Source organism: Pseudomonas sp. Tav-5-1A (genome assembly GCF_055755055.1).
Genome location: NZ_CM146901.1, coordinates 1,264,176 through 1,279,344 on the forward strand (window position 1 = coordinate 1,264,176; position 15,169 = coordinate 1,279,344).

The 15,169-nt window shown below is 63.7% G+C and carries 13 protein-coding genes; 4 read left to right on the forward strand and 9 right to left on the reverse strand.

All coding sequences use genetic code 11. The features are described 5' to 3' along the window. Window positions 1-64 precede the first annotated feature (64 nt). A complete protein-coding gene (locus AC0J42_RS05685) occupies window positions 65-916 on the reverse strand; it encodes a MurR/RpiR family transcriptional regulator (protein WP_416427542.1) in 852 nt (283 codons plus the stop codon). Window positions 917-1,129: 213 nt separating this feature from the next. On the opposite strand from AC0J42_RS05685, the gene zwf reads away from it, so the two are divergent. From zwf to AC0J42_RS05700, 3 genes are read left to right on the forward strand one after another with little or no spacing between them, the layout of a single operon-like run. Beyond that, on the forward strand, window positions 1,130-2,599 hold the full coding sequence (zwf, locus tag AC0J42_RS05690; protein ID WP_416422674.1) for a glucose-6-phosphate dehydrogenase: 1,470 nt from the start codon (window positions 1,130-1,132) through the stop codon (window positions 2,597-2,599). Continuing rightward, window positions 2,586-3,299: a 6-phosphogluconolactonase gene (gene pgl / locus AC0J42_RS05695; protein ID WP_473005495.1), complete on the forward strand. Its 714-nt coding sequence runs from the start codon at window positions 2,586-2,588 to the stop codon at window positions 3,297-3,299. Before zwf ends, pgl begins: the two co-directional genes overlap by 14 nt. A 17-nt stretch (window positions 3,300-3,316) precedes the next feature. Then, window positions 3,317-3,994: a bifunctional 4-hydroxy-2-oxoglutarate aldolase/2-dehydro-3-deoxy-phosphogluconate aldolase gene (locus tag AC0J42_RS05700; protein ID WP_416422676.1), complete on the forward strand. Its 678-nt coding sequence runs from the start codon at window positions 3,317-3,319 to the stop codon at window positions 3,992-3,994. Between the two features lie 98 nt (window positions 3,995-4,092). Here AC0J42_RS05700 and AC0J42_RS05705 read toward each other — a convergent pair whose 3' ends face one another. Beyond that, on the reverse strand, window positions 4,093-4,329 hold the full coding sequence (locus AC0J42_RS05705; protein ID WP_027978992.1) for a DUF3820 family protein: 237 nt from the start codon (window positions 4,327-4,329) through the stop codon (window positions 4,093-4,095). 204 nt (window positions 4,330-4,533) lie between these two features. Between AC0J42_RS05705 and AC0J42_RS05710 the strand changes: the two genes are divergently transcribed. After that, on the forward strand, window positions 4,534-4,989 hold the full coding sequence (locus AC0J42_RS05710) for a ferritin-like domain-containing protein (protein ID WP_416422677.1): 456 nt from the start codon (window positions 4,534-4,536) through the stop codon (window positions 4,987-4,989). A 77-nt stretch (window positions 4,990-5,066) separates the two neighbouring features. Here AC0J42_RS05710 and AC0J42_RS05715 read toward each other — a convergent pair whose 3' ends face one another. The 7 genes from AC0J42_RS05715 to AC0J42_RS05745 all read right to left on the reverse strand — a co-directional run bounded on the left by AC0J42_RS05715 (window position 5,067) and on the right by AC0J42_RS05745 (window position 15,013). Next, window positions 5,067-6,572 (reverse strand): sensor domain-containing diguanylate cyclase, encoded by a 1,506-nt coding sequence (locus AC0J42_RS05715; RefSeq protein WP_416422678.1) that lies wholly within the window; start codon window positions 6,570-6,572, stop codon window positions 5,067-5,069. 241 nt (window positions 6,573-6,813) lie between these two features. Beyond that, window positions 6,814-8,160, reverse strand: a complete 1,347-nt coding sequence (locus tag AC0J42_RS05720; RefSeq protein WP_416422679.1) for an OprD family porin — start codon at window positions 8,158-8,160, stop codon at window positions 6,814-6,816. A 205-nt stretch (window positions 8,161-8,365) separates the two neighbouring features. Then, entirely contained in the window at window positions 8,366-8,587 is a 222-nt protein-coding gene (locus tag AC0J42_RS05725; RefSeq protein WP_416422680.1) for a hypothetical protein, read from the reverse strand. Window positions 8,588-8,710: 123 nt separating this feature from the next. After that, a complete protein-coding gene (locus tag AC0J42_RS05730; RefSeq protein WP_473005496.1) occupies window positions 8,711-10,075 on the reverse strand; it encodes a heavy metal sensor histidine kinase in 1,365 nt (454 codons plus the stop codon). Further along, the gene (locus tag AC0J42_RS05735; protein ID WP_008366030.1) at window positions 10,065-10,742 is read right to left on the reverse strand and encodes a heavy metal response regulator transcription factor; all 678 of its coding nucleotides are present in this window, start codon (window positions 10,740-10,742) and stop codon (window positions 10,065-10,067) included. The genes AC0J42_RS05730 and AC0J42_RS05735 overlap by 11 nt, the downstream gene beginning before the upstream one ends. Before the next feature lie 9 nt (window positions 10,743-10,751). Continuing rightward, window positions 10,752-13,853, reverse strand: coding sequence for a multidrug efflux RND transporter permease subunit (locus AC0J42_RS05740; RefSeq protein ID WP_473005497.1), 3,102 nt, complete (start codon window positions 13,851-13,853; stop codon window positions 10,752-10,754). Next, the gene (locus AC0J42_RS05745) at window positions 13,850-15,013 is read right to left on the reverse strand and encodes an efflux RND transporter periplasmic adaptor subunit (protein WP_473005498.1); all 1,164 of its coding nucleotides are present in this window, start codon (window positions 15,011-15,013) and stop codon (window positions 13,850-13,852) included. Before AC0J42_RS05745 ends, AC0J42_RS05740 begins: the two co-directional genes overlap by 4 nt. Between the last annotated feature and the right edge of the window lie 156 nt (window positions 15,014-15,169).

Below are 15,169 nucleotides of genomic sequence, written 5' to 3' on the forward strand. Positions count from 1 at the left end.
GCTGGCTTGCCAGCGAGCTTTTAGGGCCTCAATAGCTCGCTGGCAAGCCCGCTCCCACACCCGGTTACTCATCCATGGGGTAGCGGCTAGCGTTCAGGCTTTCCTTGATCTTGCGCAAATGCGGCTGGAAGTCCGCGCCGCGACGAAGGGTCATGCCGGTGGCCAGTACATCGAGTACGGTTAACTGAATGATCCGCGAAGTCATCGGCATATAGATGTCGGTGTCTTCGGGCAGCGGAATGTGCACGCTCATGCTGCAGGCCTTGGCCAGCGGCGAGTCCTTGGCGGTCAGGCCCAGCACCGAGGCGCCGTTCTCCCGCGCCACGCGGGCCACCTCCACCAGCTCGCGGGTGCGGCCGGTGTAGGAAATGATCACGAACAGTTCACCGGTGTGCGCCACCGAGGCCAGCATCCGCTGCATCAGCACATCGGCATGGGCCGACACGGCCAGGTTGAAACGGAAAAACTTGTGCTGGGCGTCCAGCGCCACCGGCGCCGAGGCGCCCAGGCCAAAGAAGTGGATCTGCCGGGCCTGGATCAACATGTCCACGGCGCGGCTGATCAGCTGCGGATCCAGTTGCTGGCAGGCACTGTCCAATGATGCAATGGCGCTGCCAAAAATCTTCTGGGTGTACGCGGCCGGATCGTCGTCGGCTTCCACGGCGCGGCTGACATAGGCAGCGCCGCTGGCCAGGCTTTGGGCCAATTGCAATTTCAGCTCGGGGTAGCCGCTGACGCCGAACGAACGGCAGAACCGGTTGACCGTCGGTTCGCTGACCGAGGCGGCCTGGGCCAGCGCGGCGATGCTGAAGCGGGTGGCTTGCTGGGGGTTGAGCAGGATGACTTCGGCGACCTTGCGTTCAGCCTTGTTCAGCTCTTCGAGGCGGCTCTGGATCTGCTCCAGGAGATTGCGCACGCGGTCCATGTTATGTCCTTGGGTCGAGGATGCAGCCAGTACAGCTGTCTGGCGCGGCTGTATTCACGGGTGGCCTATCGTACTGAGGGCTAGGTGCGATCACCACTCGAATCTGATCTACCGGGAAAATGTTGTGTTTATTACTACATTTTCCCTTGAATGGTGCCTTGAAAAAAGGTATTTCTAGTCTAACTTGATAAAAGAACAAACATCATGCCTTCGACTTCCGTAGAACCCTGCACTTTTGCCTTGTTCGGCGCCCTGGGCGACCTGGCACTGCGCAAGCTGTTCCCGGCGCTCTACCAGCTTGATCGAGCCGAACTGCTGCACGCTGATACCCGCATCCTGGCGCTTGCCCGCGAGCCGGGCACGCCGCAGCAGCACCTGGCCAATATCGAGGAACACCTGCGCCTGTTCGTTGCCAAGGCACAGATCGAGCCAGAAACCCTGGACCGCTTCCTGGCCCGGGTGACCTACGTGCATGTCGATTTCATGAATGAGGCTGACTACGTCAACCTCGCCGAACAGGTAGGGCCCAGCGAGCAGCTGATCGCCTACTTCGCTACCCCCGCGGCCGTGTACGGCGCCATCTGCGAGAACCTGCACAAGGTCGGCCTGGCCGACCGTGCCCGCGCGGTGCTGGAAAAGCCCATTGGCCACGACCTGGTGTCGTCGCGCCGGGTGAACGACGCCGTGGCGCAGTTCTTCCCCGAGAACCGCATCTACCGTATCGACCACTACCTGGGCAAGGAAACGGTGCAGAACCTGATTGCCCTGCGGTTCGCCAACAGCCTGTTCGAAACCCAGTGGAACCAGAACTACATTTCCCACGTGGAAATCACCGTGGCTGAGGAAGTCGGCATCGAAGGCCGTTGGGGCTACTTCGACAAGGCCGGCCAGCTGCGCGACATGATCCAGAACCACCTGCTGCAGCTGCTGTGCCTGATCGCCATGGACCCGCCTGCCGACCTGTCGGCCGACAGCATCCGCGACGAAAAGGTAAAAGTGCTCAAGGCCCTGGCGCCGATCAGCGCCGAAGGCCTGACCACCCAGGTGGTGCGTGGCCAGTACATTGCTGGTTACAGCCAAGGCAAGCCCGTGCCGGGCTACCTGGAAGAAGAGAATTCCAACACCCAGAGCGACACCGAGACGTTCGTCGCCCTGCGTGCCGACATCCGCAACTGGCGCTGGGCCGGCGTGCCGTTCTACCTGCGTACCGGCAAGCGCATGCCCCAGAAGCTGTCGCAGATCGTCATCCACTTCAAGGAACCGCAGCACTACATCTTCGCCCCCGAGCAGCGCCTGCAGATCAGCAACAAGCTGATCATCCGCCTGCAGCCGGACGAAGGCATTTCCTTGCGCGTGATGACCAAGGAGCAGGGCCTGGACAAAGGCATGCAGCTGCGCAGCGGGCCGTTGCAACTGAACTTCTCCGACACCTACCGCAGCGCGCGCATCCCCGATGCCTACGAGCGGTTGTTGCTGGAGGTGATGCAGGGCAATCAGAACCTGTTTGTCCGTAAAGATGAAATCGAATATGCGTGGAAATGGTGCGACCAGTTGATCGCCGGCTGGAAAAAGTCCGGTGATGCGCCCAAGCCGTACGCGGCGGGCTCCTGGGGGCCGATGAGCTCCATCGCACTGATTACCCGCGATGGGAGGTCCTGGTATGGCGATATCTGAACTCAAACTGCCAAGCGAAGTGGTTCCACGTGACTTCGCCAGTGCAGCGCTGCTGGCCGAAGGCCTGGCAGCCCATGTGGCCGAACAACTGCGCGGCGCCATCGAGCGCCAGGGTGTCGCTACCCTGGTGGTCTCCGGCGGCCGCAGCCCGGTGATGTTCTTCCAGTGCCTGGCGCGCCAGGCACTGGACTGGTCGAAAGTGGTCATCAGCCTGGCTGACGAGCGCTGGGTGCCGGTGGAACACGCCGACAGCAACGCCGGCCTGCTCAAGCGCTACCTGCTGGTAGGCGCGGTGGCCAAGGCGCGTTTCGTCAGCCTGTACAACCCGGCCCAGAACCTGGAGCTGGCGGCGCAGGAAACCGACGCGCTGTTGGCCGAGCTGCCGGCGATCGACGTGCTGGTGCTGGGCATGGGCGACGACGGCCACACCGCCTCGCTGTTCCCCAACAGCCCGAACCTGGCCGAGGCGCTGGAGCCTGCCGGCAGCCGTCGCTGCCTGCCGATGCTGGCGCCGACCGTGCCGCACCAGCGCCTGACCATGAGCCGCGCCCTGCTGGCCAGCGCCCGCTACACCGCGCTGTCCCTGCAAGGGGCGGGCAAATTGAACACGTTGCGCGACGCGCTGGCGGGCGACGACGTTGCCCAGATGCCGGTGCGCGCGTTCCTACACTCCCCACTGGATATCTACTGGTGCCCCTGAGCCAAGGATCAGCCGCTATGACGACACTCGAAAAACAACAACTGGTGCAAAACCGCATGGCGGATAAAGTCGCCCTGATCGACAAGCTGGCCGCCAAGGCGAAGATTCTTCCGGTGATTACCATCGCCCGTGAAGAAGACATTCTGCCGTTGGCGGACGCCTTGGCGGCCGGTGGCCTGACTGCACTGGAAGTGACCCTGCGCTCGGAGCTGGGCCTGAAGGCCATCCAGATCCTGCGCCAGGAACGCCCCGAGTTGATCGTCGGCGCGGGCACCGTGCTGGACCGCCACATGCTGGCCGCCACCGAAGCTGCCGGTTCGCAGTTCACCGTGACCCCGGGCGTGACCCAGGACATGCTCGAAGCGGGTGTTGAAAGCCCGCTGCCGCTGCTGCCGGGTATCAGCAGCCCGTCGGAACTGATGATGGGCTACGCCCTGGGCTACCGCCGCTTCAAGCTGTTCCCGGCGGAAGTCAGCGGCGGCGTGGCGGCCATCAAGGCCTTCGGCGGCCCGTTCCCGTCGGTGCGCTTCTGCCCGACTGGCGGCGTAGGCCCGGCGAACCTGAAAAACTACATGGCCCAGCCCAACGTGATGTGCGTGGGTGGTTCGTGGATGCTGGAAAGCGCCTGGATCAAGAACCGCGATTGGGCACGCATCCAGGAGTGCACCGCAGAGGCGCTGGCCCTGTTCGACTGAATTTGTTGCTTGCTGTTGATTGTTTTACGGCTTTTGGGGGCGCTTGGTCGGCGCCCCCTTTTTTTTGCCTGCGTTTTTTACCTGCGTTTTTTGTCCGATCAGTGCTTCGGCGCAGGGCGGTTGTGTTTCTTGCGCAAGGGCTCCAGCAGGTCGCTCAGGCCGTTGTGGTCAATTTCCTGCATCAGCGCCAACAGGCCGCCCAATTCCCCTTTGGGGAAGCCTTCGCGGGCGAACCAGTTCAGGTAGGGGCCGGGCAAGTCGGCGATGATGCGCCCCTTGTATTTGCCGAAGGGCATTTCACGGGTAATCAATAATTCAAGTTTTTCCGGGTTCATGGATGGTAAATACCGGGGTGCAAAACAACGGTGAACAGAGTTGCATTCTGCATGAAGGCCAACGGCTGTTTCATGCAGAACGCGGTGTGGTGTCAATTCTGTAAAATCATAACTCGTTGAATTTAAACGATTTATTTAAATAAAAAAGATGGCACGAAGTCTGCGATATACCTCTGTAACCTTTCAACCCAGAGGGAATCGAAAATGTCTAATCCAACCAAAGAAGTTATCTCGGTACTCAACGACCTGATTCAGACCAGCAAGGATGGCCAGGAAGGTTTCAAGACCTGTGCGGAAGATATCAAGAATCCTGAGCTGAAGGCATTGTTCGTCAAGCGTTCCCAGGAATGCGCCCAGGCCGCAGGCGAACTGCAACAGGAAGTTCGTGCGCTGGGTGGTGATCCCGAAGACTCCACCAGCGTGGCCGGCGACCTGCACCGCCGCTGGGTGGACGTGAAGTCGGTGTTCACTGGCAAGGACGAAGAAGCAGTGCTCAATGAAGCCGAGCGGGGTGAAGACCACGCCATCAAGGCGTACAAGGAAGCCCTGGCCAAGCCGCTGCCGGCCAATGTGTATGCCATCGTCGAACGTCAGTTCCACGGTGTGCAGCGCAACCATGACCAGGTCAAGGCGCTGCGCAATATCGCACGCGCCAGCTGATACCTGAGCAGCCCCCGAACGCCGGCCCCGTGCCGGCGTTTTTTTGCACCTGTAGCAGCGGCCGCAGCCGCGTCCCCTCAGGCGACCGCTTTCTCGCAGAAGCCCACCTGGTTGCGGCCATTGGCCTTGGCCTGGTACAGCGCCAGGTCTGCCGCCGCCAGCAGGTCCTCCAGCTTCATGCCCGCCCGCGTGCGCCGGGTGCCCACGCCAATACTGACGGTCACCGGCTGGTCGTCGTCGGCGAACGGCGCCTGGCCCTCGATGGCGTTGCGGATGGTCTCGGCGATGATCAGCGCGCCATTGAGGTCGGTTTCCGCCAGCACCACCATGAACTCCTCGCCGCCGTAGCGCGCCGCCAGATCCGCGGGGCGGCGCACGCAGCCATGAATTACCTTGGCTACCCGTCGCAGGGCCTCGTCGCCACCGGGGTGGCCGTGGCGTTCATTGAAGGCCTTGAAGTGGTCGACATCGATCATCAACACCGACATGGGCTTGCCGCTGCGTTGTGAGCGTGCCCACTCGGTGCGCAGCGCGCGGTCCAGGCTGCGGCGGTTGGCCAGGCCCGTGAGGCTGTCGGTGGAGGCCAGGGTGGCCAGTTCGCGCTCGGCGCTGAGCCGCCGGCGCAGTTCGCGGCCCATCATCAGGCACAGCCACAGCAGCGCCAGGCACAGGGCTGCGGTGGCGGTGCCGACGAACAGAGCCGTGCGCCGCCACGAGGCGTAGACCTCTTCGGTGGACAGGGCGACGATCACCACCATGGGCAGTTGCCCCACCTTGGCGAAGATGTACAGGCGCTCCTTGTGGTCGAAGCTGGAGATGGAGACGAAGCTGCCGTTGCGCTCGCGCACCACGCGCTTGAAGTTGGGGCGCTGGCTGAAGTCCTGGCCGATCAGGTCCTGGCCAGGCACTTCCGGCTCGCGGGCCAGGAACAGCCCTTGCTCGCTGATCAGGTTGACGCTGCTGTCACGGCCGATGGTCAGGCGCTTGAACAGCTCGGCGAAGTAGTCCAGGCGCAGGGCGCCGGAGGCCACCCCGAGGAACTCGCCGCTGGGCGAGGAGATACGCCGGGCGAAGCTGATGCACCAGCCCAGGTTGCCGATGCGATCATGGAAGGGGTCGCTGATCTGCAGGCCGGCGTCGGGGTGGTCGCGCAGGTACTGGAAGTTGGGGCGGTCGCTGAAGTTGGCCTTGCGTGGCGGGTAGGCGCGCGAGTCGGCGACGATATCGCCCTGTGGCCCCAGCCACAGGATATCACCGCGGTAGGGGCCGGTAATGGCGGCGTCGAACAGCACCCGGTGCCGCAGGCTCTGCGGAATGCGTTGGTAGTCGGGGTGCTGCGAGGCCTCGATCAGGCCCTTCAGTGACAGGTCGTAGAGTTCGACGTTGCGCTGCACGTCGATGTTGATCAGCTGCACGATGTTGTTCGCCGCCCGCGCGGCATCCCGTTCGGCGTTGGTATGTTCACGGGCCAGCAGGAACGTGACGATGGCAATGATGGCCAGGATCGTCAGCCCGCAGCCGATGTTCAGGTACCGCAGCGGGGCGCGGAGTTGCGGCCGCGAGGGTGGGTGGGAATGGCGCAAGATGGCGAACTCTGATCGGGTTTGTCGCCACGAACACGGGCGTGGGGCGCGCAAAGCGGCGGTATTCTAGGGGTGTGTATCAGAGCGGACAACCCGTCCGGCAGAATGATGGCAATTTGCCAGATGAACGGTTTGACTGAACAGTCAGACAATTTTCCTGATTTCTCAAGCCTTTCCGAGGTTTAGGCAGGAAACAAAAAGCCGGCATCAAGTGCCGGCTTTTTTATGAACAAACGTTTGATTAGAAGATGTTGATCGGGTAGTCGACGATTACGCGGTATTCGTCGGCGTTGTGGTCCACGGTCTTGTAGCCGTCGCCGCCACGGTTGGTGGCCCAGCGCAGGCGCACGCCCAGGTTCTTGGCCGGGCCTTCCTGCACCACGTACTTGAGATCGACGTCGCGTTCCCAGTGCTTGGCGTCCTTGCCGTCGGCGTTGTAGTAGTTGTAGCCCGAGTCCGCGTCCTGGGTAGCCTTGGTCAGGTCCATGGTGCCGCGGGTGTAGGACACTGCCGAGGTCAGGCCTGGCAGGCCCCAGCCGACGAAGTCATAGGCGTATTGCAGCTTCCAGGATTTCTCGCCCGGGGCGTTGAAGTCCGAGTACTGCTGCGAGTTGTCGAGGAAGATGCTGTCGCCGTCCTGGATATAGTCGAACGGCGTGTTGCCGTTGACCTTCTGCATCGACGCGGTCACCGTCTGGTGGCCCACGGTCACGCCCAGGTGCAGGCTGAAGGTGTTGTTGTCGATCGGGCCCAGCAGGGCCTGGCCGCTGTCTTCGGTGTGGTAGTAGTGGAAGCCGGGGTTCAGGCTGACCAGGTCATTGAGCGCCCAGGTGTAGTCCAGGTCGTAGTAGTACTGGTTCCAGATGTCCTTGAGTTGCGAAGCGTACAGGCTGGTGGTCACGCCCGGCAGGCCGGTGTAGGTGCCGCCGGCCCAGTCCATGTGCTTGCTTTCCTTGCCGTCGGGCAAGGTGCCGTAGTAAGTACCGATGCGGCCGTTGCCGCTCTGGTTGAACAGCTTGTCGAAGCTGACCTGGCCCGCGTCCAGGGTCAGGTGGTCGATGCTGGTGTTGGTCGCCTCGAAGCCGCGGAAGGTCATGGGCAGCATCCGGGTGGAGCCGCCGGCGATCACCGGGTTGTTGAGGAACAGGTCACCGGCACGGACGATGGTGTTGAACGCGCGCATTTTCACCGCGCCACCGGCCGAGGAGAACGAGCCTGGGGCGTCGCTGTACAGGTTGCCTTCCTTGTTGGTCGGCGACGTCGGCAGGATACTCGAGCCGCTAGTGCCGCCACCGCCGTCCAGTTTCAGGCCGAGCATGGCGTTGGCGTCGATACCGAAGCCCACGGTGCCTTCGGTGAAGCCCGACTGGAAGATGCCGATGAAGCCCTGGCCCCACTCCTTGCTGTCATTCTGGCCGTTGTGCCGATCATGGTTGAAGTAGTAGTTCTTCAAGTCCAGGGTCAGGCTGGAGCCGGCGATGAAGCCGTCCTGGTTGTTGGCCGCGGGGGCGTCGTCAGCGAACGCGGTACCGGACATCGTTGCAGCCAATGCAACGAACAAAGGGCTGAAGCGGAAAGTGGATTTCACTGTTTCTAAACTCCTTGGTAAATGTTTTTTAACTTTGGCAGTTGTTATTTTCATCAGCTCAGTTTTTTGTTGTGGGTAAAATCACGCGTAATTCTGTGTTTTCAAAAGACGAAAAAAAAGCCGCTGAAAGCAGCGGCTTTAAGATCAATCGCTTGGACAACCATCATCTAAGCAACGTCGAGGGAAAAGGGGTTCAATTCCAATTTCAGCTGTCCTTGGCGTCGCTCTGAGGCTTTACAGCCTGCGCCTGCTGAATATTCTGATGTTGCTGGGCCTTGAGCGCCACGGCCTCTTGATGCTGTTCGAAGTTGGCTTGAATAGCCGCGTTCCGCGCCGCGAAGGCTGGCGATTCTTCTGCCATGGCCAGCGGGGACAACATCAGGGAAGACAGGATAATAGCGCCGGCAATACCCAATGATTTGGACATTTTGGAAAACCTTCTTGCGTCTGCAAGTTCGTTGGTGTGCAACAAATATATAAAGCGAGGCGCCACGGAACAAGTGAAAATAAAGATAAGAGCCTTTACGAAACTTGTAACAGTGGCGCGCAATCAGGCGGGAAGGCTGATGCCAAAGGTGTTGGCGCCCTGTTCGCTGCGCACGAAAACGCTGCCACCGTGCATCAGCGCGATGGCCTTGACGATGGCCAGGCCCAGGCCGTGGTTGGCGCCGCTGTTGCTGCGCGAGGCGTCCACCCGGTAGAAACGCTCGAACAGCTTGGGCAGGTGTTCCTGGGCAATGCCGGGGCCGGGGTTGCTGACTTCGATGTGCACCTGGTCGCCGTGGGGCGTGATGCGCACGTCGATCTGCTGGCCGGCGGCGGTGTGCTGCACAGCGTTGTTGAGCAGGTTGATCAGGGCGCGGCGCAAGTGCGCACGTTCGATGTGCACCTGGGCGTCGCCGCTCACGCGCACGCTGATCTGCGCGTCCTCGAGGATGAACTCCAGGTAGTCGACGGTGGTAGCCACTTCCTCTGCCAGGGAGCTGGCAGTCAGTTGCGTGGCCTTGCTGCCCTGGTCGGCGCTGGCCAGGAACAGCATGTCGTTGATGATGCTGCGCAGGCGCTCCAGCTCTTCGAGGTTGGATTGGAGCACCTCGAAGTAATGCTCGGCCGAGCGGCCACGGGTGAGCGCCACCTGGGTCTGGCCAATCAGGTTGGTGAGCGGCGAGCGCAGTTCGTGGGCGACGTCGGCGTTGAACGCCTCCAGGCGCCCGTAGGCCTGGTCCACCCGTTCCAGTGACGAGTTGAAGGCCATGACGAACTCGTTGAGCTCCGGCGGCAGCGGCGACAGTTGCAGGCGCCCGGACAGGCGCGGTGGCGCCAGCTTCTGCGCCTCGCGGGACAGGCTCACCAGCGGCCGCAACCCCACCCGCGCCACCCAGTAGCCCAAGGCCGAGGCCAGCAGCACGCCCAGGGCGGCGAAGCTGATCAGGGCAATCAACAGCGTGTGCTGGGTTTGCGAAAAGGTGTCGGTCTCGATGCCGGCCAGGAAGCGCAGCGGTGGCCGCTGGTCCACCGCCGGCAGGGCGTTCACCAGCACTTTCAATGGGTAGGCGTGCTCGGCCAGCACCAGGTCGCGCTTGCCCGGCCTGCCCAGGGCGAAGTCGCGCACCTGCGGGTCGGGGTGGCCGTATTCAAACGCCGGGTTGCCGCTGACCACCCAGAAATGCAGGCGGCGGTCTTCTTCTTCCAGCAAGTGCAGCTTGGCGACGATTTTCGCCCAGCGCTCGGGCGAGCCGTCGCGGGTCAGCACCGATTCCAGCACGCTGTAGCGTGCGTCCAACTCGGCCTCGGGCAGCAGCCCCAGGCTTTTGTCGACCTGGCGGTACAGGGCCCAGCCGATCAACAGGAAGATGACCATCGCCACCAGGGTGAACAGTGCGCTCAGGCGCACGGCGATGGAGTTAGTACTCACGCCGGCTCTCCAGCACATAGCCCATGCCGCGGATGGTGTGCAGCAGTTTTTCCTCGAACGGCCCGTCGAGCTTGGCGCGCAGGCGCTTGATCGCCACTTCGACGACGTTGGCGTCGCTGTCGAAGTTGATGTCCCACACCAGCTCGGCGATGGCGGTCTTCGACAGGATCTCGCCCTGGCGCCGGGCCAGCACGCTGAGCAGCGAGAACTCCTTGGCGGTCAGGTCCAGGCGCTGGCCGGCGCGGCTGGCCTTGCGGCTGATCAGGTCGATCCACAGGTCGGCGACGCTGATCTGCACCGGTTCATGGCCGCCACTGCGGCGGGTCAGGGCCTGCAGGCGCGCCACCAGTTCGAGGAACGAGAAGGGCTTGCCCAGGTAGTCGTCGGCGCCTTCGCGCAGGCCGCGGATACGGTCCTCCACGCGCTCGCGGGCGGTGAGCATGATCACCGGGGTCTGCTTGCGCGCGCGCAGGGCGCGCAGCACGCCGTAGCCGTCGAGCCCGGGCAGCATCACGTCAAGGACGATCACCGCGTAGTCGCTTTCCAGTGCCAGGTGCAGCCCTTCGATGCCATCGGGGGCCAGGTCGACGGTAAAGCCTTGTTCGGTGAGGCCGCGGTACAGGTAGTCCGCGGTCTTTTCTTCGTCTTCGATAATCAGGATACGCATGGTCCGCTCTCAATGGCCGGCTGGCAGCGCCGCGGCAGGGGCCGCCTGGCGCCGATGGAACAGCCGCTCCAGCTGCAAGTATATGACTGGCGTGGTGAACAGTGTCAGTGCCTGGCTCACCAGCAGGCCGCCAACCACCGCCATGCCCAGGGGCTGGCGCAGCTCGGCGCCGGCGCCGAAGCCGAACATCAGCGGCAGGGCGCCCAGCAGGGCCGCCAGGGTGGTCATGATGATGGGCCGGAAGCGCGTGAGGCAGGCCTTGAAGATCGCGTCGTGGGGCGACAGGCCTTCATGGCGTTGGGCCTCCAGGGCGAAGTCGACCATCAGAATGCCGTTCTTCTTGACGATGCCGATCAGCAGCACCAGGCCGATCAGCGCCATGATCGAGAAGTCCTGGCCGCACAGCCACAGCATGATCAGCGCGCCAAGGCCGGCCGAAGGCAGGGTGGAGATGATGGTCAGCGGGTGCACGAAGCTTTCGTACAGCACGCCGAGGATGATGTACACCGCCACCAGCGCCGCCAGGATCAGCCACGGCTGGCTGGCCAGCGAACTCTGGAACGCCTGGGCGGCGCCCTGGAAGTTGCCGGTGATGGAGGCCGGCATGCCGATCTCGCTCTGGGCGCGGTTGAGGATCTGCACCGCATCGCCCAGCGCCACCCCAGGGGCCAGGTTGAACGACAGGTTGGCGGCCGGGAACATGCCATCGTGGGCAATGGACAGCGGGCCGATGCTGGGCGCGTCGACCCGCGCCAGCGCCGACAGCGGCACCATCTCATTGGTCAGCGGCGAACGCAGGTAGAAGAAGTTCAGGCTCTCGGCCTTGCCGCGCTGGGCCGCGTCCAGTTCGAGCACCACCTTGTACTGGTTGGTCTCGGTCTGGAACTCGTTGATCTGCCGTTGGCCGAAGGCGTCGTACAGTGCCTGGTCGATGTCGGCGGCGCTGATGCCGAAGCGCGCGGCGGCGCTGCGGTCGATGCTGATGTGGGTGATGCTGCCGCCCAATTGCAGGTCGTTGGACAGGTCGCGGAAAGCCGGCAGCGAGCGCAGTTTTTCGGTCAGTCGCTGGGCCCACAGGTTGAGGGTAGGGCCATCGTTGCTCTTGAGCACGTACTGGTACTGGGCACGGCTGGGGCCGGAACTGAGGTTGATGTCCTGGCCTGCGCGCAGGTACAGGACGATGCCCGGCACCTTGGCCAACTGCGGGCGCAGCCGGTCGATGAACTCGCTGGCCGAGACGTCGCGGTCGCCGCGGTCTTTCAGGGCAATCCAGAAGCGGCCGTTGGCGATGGTCTGGTTGCTGCCGGTCACCCCCACCGAGTGGGAATAGGCCTGCACGGCCGGGTCGGCACCGACGATCTTCGCCAGTTCCAGGTGCTTCTTGATCATGTCCGGGTAGGACACGTCCGCCGCCGCCTCGGTGGTGCCGAGCACAAAGCCGGTGTCCTGGATGGGGAAGAAGCCCTTGGGAATGAAGATGTAGCCGCAGATGGCCAGGCCCACCGACAGGCCGAAGATGCCCAGCATCAGCCGCTGGTGCGCCAGGGCCTTGCGCAGGTAGTGCTCGTAGCCGGCCAGCAGCCGCTCGCCGAAGCCGGGCCGGGCGTCGGCGTGGTGCACCGGGGCGCGCATGAACATGGCCGCAAGCGTGGGGGCCAGGGTCAGCGACACCACCACCGAGATGAGGATGGTGGAGGTGGCGGTCAGGGCGAATTCCTTGAACAGCCGGCCCACCACGCCACCCATGAACAGCAGCGGAATGAACGCCGCCACCAGCGAGAAGCTGATGGAGACCACGGTGAAGCCGATTTCGCCGGCGCCTTTCACCGCCGCCTCGCGCATGCCTTCGCCGGCTTCCAGGTGCCGGTGGATGTTCTCCACCACGACGATGGCGTCGTCCACCACGAAGCCCACGGCCACGACGATGGCCACCAGGGTAAGGTTGTTGAGGCTGAAGCCCAGCGCGTACATCAGCGCGAAGCTGGCCACCAGTGACACGCCCAGCACGCTGGAAACGATCAGCGTCGCCGACCATTGGCGCAGGAACAGCGCCATCACCGCCACCACCAGCAGCACGGCGATCAGCAGGGTGGTTTCCACCTCGTGCAGCGAGGCACGGATGGTGCGGGTGCGGTCGATCAGTGTGGTGACCTGCACCGACGCCGGCATCATGGCTTGCAACCCGGGCATGGCGGCCTGCACCCGTTCCACGGTGTCGACGATGTTGGCGCCGGGCTGCCGGGTGATCACCAGGTTCAGGCCCGGCTGGTCGCCGGACCAGGCCTGCACGTAGGCGTTTTCCGAACCGTTGATGACTTTCGCCACGTCGGTCAGGTGCACCGGCGCGCCGTCCTTGTAGGAAATGATCACCTGGGAGTAGTCAGCCGGCTCGAACAGCTGGTCGTTGGCGGCGAAGGTGGAGACGCTGGAGTCGCTGTACAGCGCGCCCTTGGCCAGGTTCAGGCTGGTGTTCTGCAGGGCCACGCGCACGTCGGCCAGGGTCAGGCCGATGGCCGCCAGCTTGTCGGCCGAAGCCTGCACGCGAATCGCCGGGCGCTGCTGGCCAGTGATGTTCACCAGGCCCACGCCTTCGATCTGGCTGATCTGCCGGGCCAGCAGCGACTCGGCGTAGTCGCTCAGTTCGGTGCCGGGCATTTGCGACGAGCTGATGCTGTAGATCAGCACCGGGCTGTCCGCCGGGTTGACCTTCTTCCAGGTGGGCAGGGTGGGCATGTCCTTGGGCAGCAGGCCGGCGGCGGTGTTGATGGCCGCCTGCACTTCCTGGGCAGCGGTGTCGATGCTCTTGCCCAGGGTGAACTGCAGGATCAGGTTGCTGGTGCCCAGGGCGCTGGTGGAGGTCATCTGGGTCATGCCGGGGATGGCGCTGAACTGCACTTCCAGCGGCGTGGCCACCGACGAGGCCATGGTCTGCGGGCTGGCCCCGGGCAGCGCGGCGCTGACCTGGATGGTGGGGAACTCGGCCTCGGGCAGGGGGGCCACGGCCAGGCGCGGGAAGGCGATGCAACCCAGCAGCACCAAAGCGAAGGTCAGCAGCAGGGTGGCCACCGGGTGGTCGATGCACCAGCCTGAAACGCCGCCGCGCACGCTCATGGCTGTGGCTCCACGGTGGTGTCGGCAACCGCTGGGGGTGGCTGCTTGACCACTTCGACGGTGCTGCCGGGCTTGAGCCGCGACTGGCCGTCGCTGACCAGGGTGTCGCCGGCGGCCACGCCGTCGATCACGGTCAGGCTGCTGTCCTGGTAAACCACCTTGACCGCCACCGACTCGACGCTGTTGGCTTTCACCCGGTAGACGAAGTGGTTGTCGACGCCGCGCTGCACCACCTGGGGTGGTACCACCAGGGCATTGTGCAGCAGCTCGCTTTGCAGGCTGACGTTCACCAACTGGCCGGGCCACAGGGTCTGGCCCTTGTTGTCGAACTGCGCCTTGGCGCGGATGGTGCCGGTGGTGGCCGACACCTGGTTGTCGATCAGGCTCAGGTGGCCGGTGCCCAGCAAGGTGCCGTTGTCGCTGTCGCCATCGACGAAGGCTTTCACCTGGGCCGGCTCGCTGCCGTGCACCAGGGCCTGCAGGGTGGGCAGGCTTTGCTGGGGCAGGGCGAACTCCACGGCGATGGGGTCGATCTGGGTCACGGTGAACAGGCCCTGGGTGTCGGTCACGCGCAGGAAATTGCCTTCGTCGACGCTGCGAATGCCCACGCGGCCGGTCACCGGTGAACGGATCTGGGTGTAGGACAGCTGCACCTGGGCGGCGGCGATGCTGGCCTGGTCGCCCTCGATGGTGGCCTTGAGCTGGTCGACCAGCGCCTGTTGCTGGTCCAGGGTCTGGCGTGACACGCCATTGTCGACGCTCAGGTCCTTGTAGCGCTTGAGGTTGACCCCTGCCACCTGCAACTGCGCCTGGCTCTGGCCCAGTTGCGCCCGGGCCTGGTCGAGGCTGGCGCGAATGGCGCGGTCGTCAATGCTGGCCAGCAGGTCGCCCTGCTTGACCCACTGCCCTTCCTTGACCGCCAGTTTGGCGAGGATGCCGTCGATCTGCGGGCGCACGGTCACGCTTTGCAGCGACTGCACGGTGCCAATGCCGGTGAGGTACTTGGGCACGTCCTGGCGGCTGACTTGCACCACGCGTACCGGGATGGGCGCGGCGGCCGCGACCTTGTGCGCCGGTTTTTTCCAGTACCAGAGGGCGGCGCCCAGCAGGGCAATGATGATCAGGGCCAACAGCAGTTTTCTTGTTATCGGTGTGCGCATGCGGGTGAGACGCCGGGGTCGTGGGCAGGGAAGGGGGATTGCTTCTCTTTATATAGCGGCAATCGGGTCGCGAGCATGACGGGTCGCTGTCAGTTTTGTCAGGAAAGCGGCGCTGGTCCGCCACGGCCTTGCTCGTAATCTCGGCTTTTTCCTACA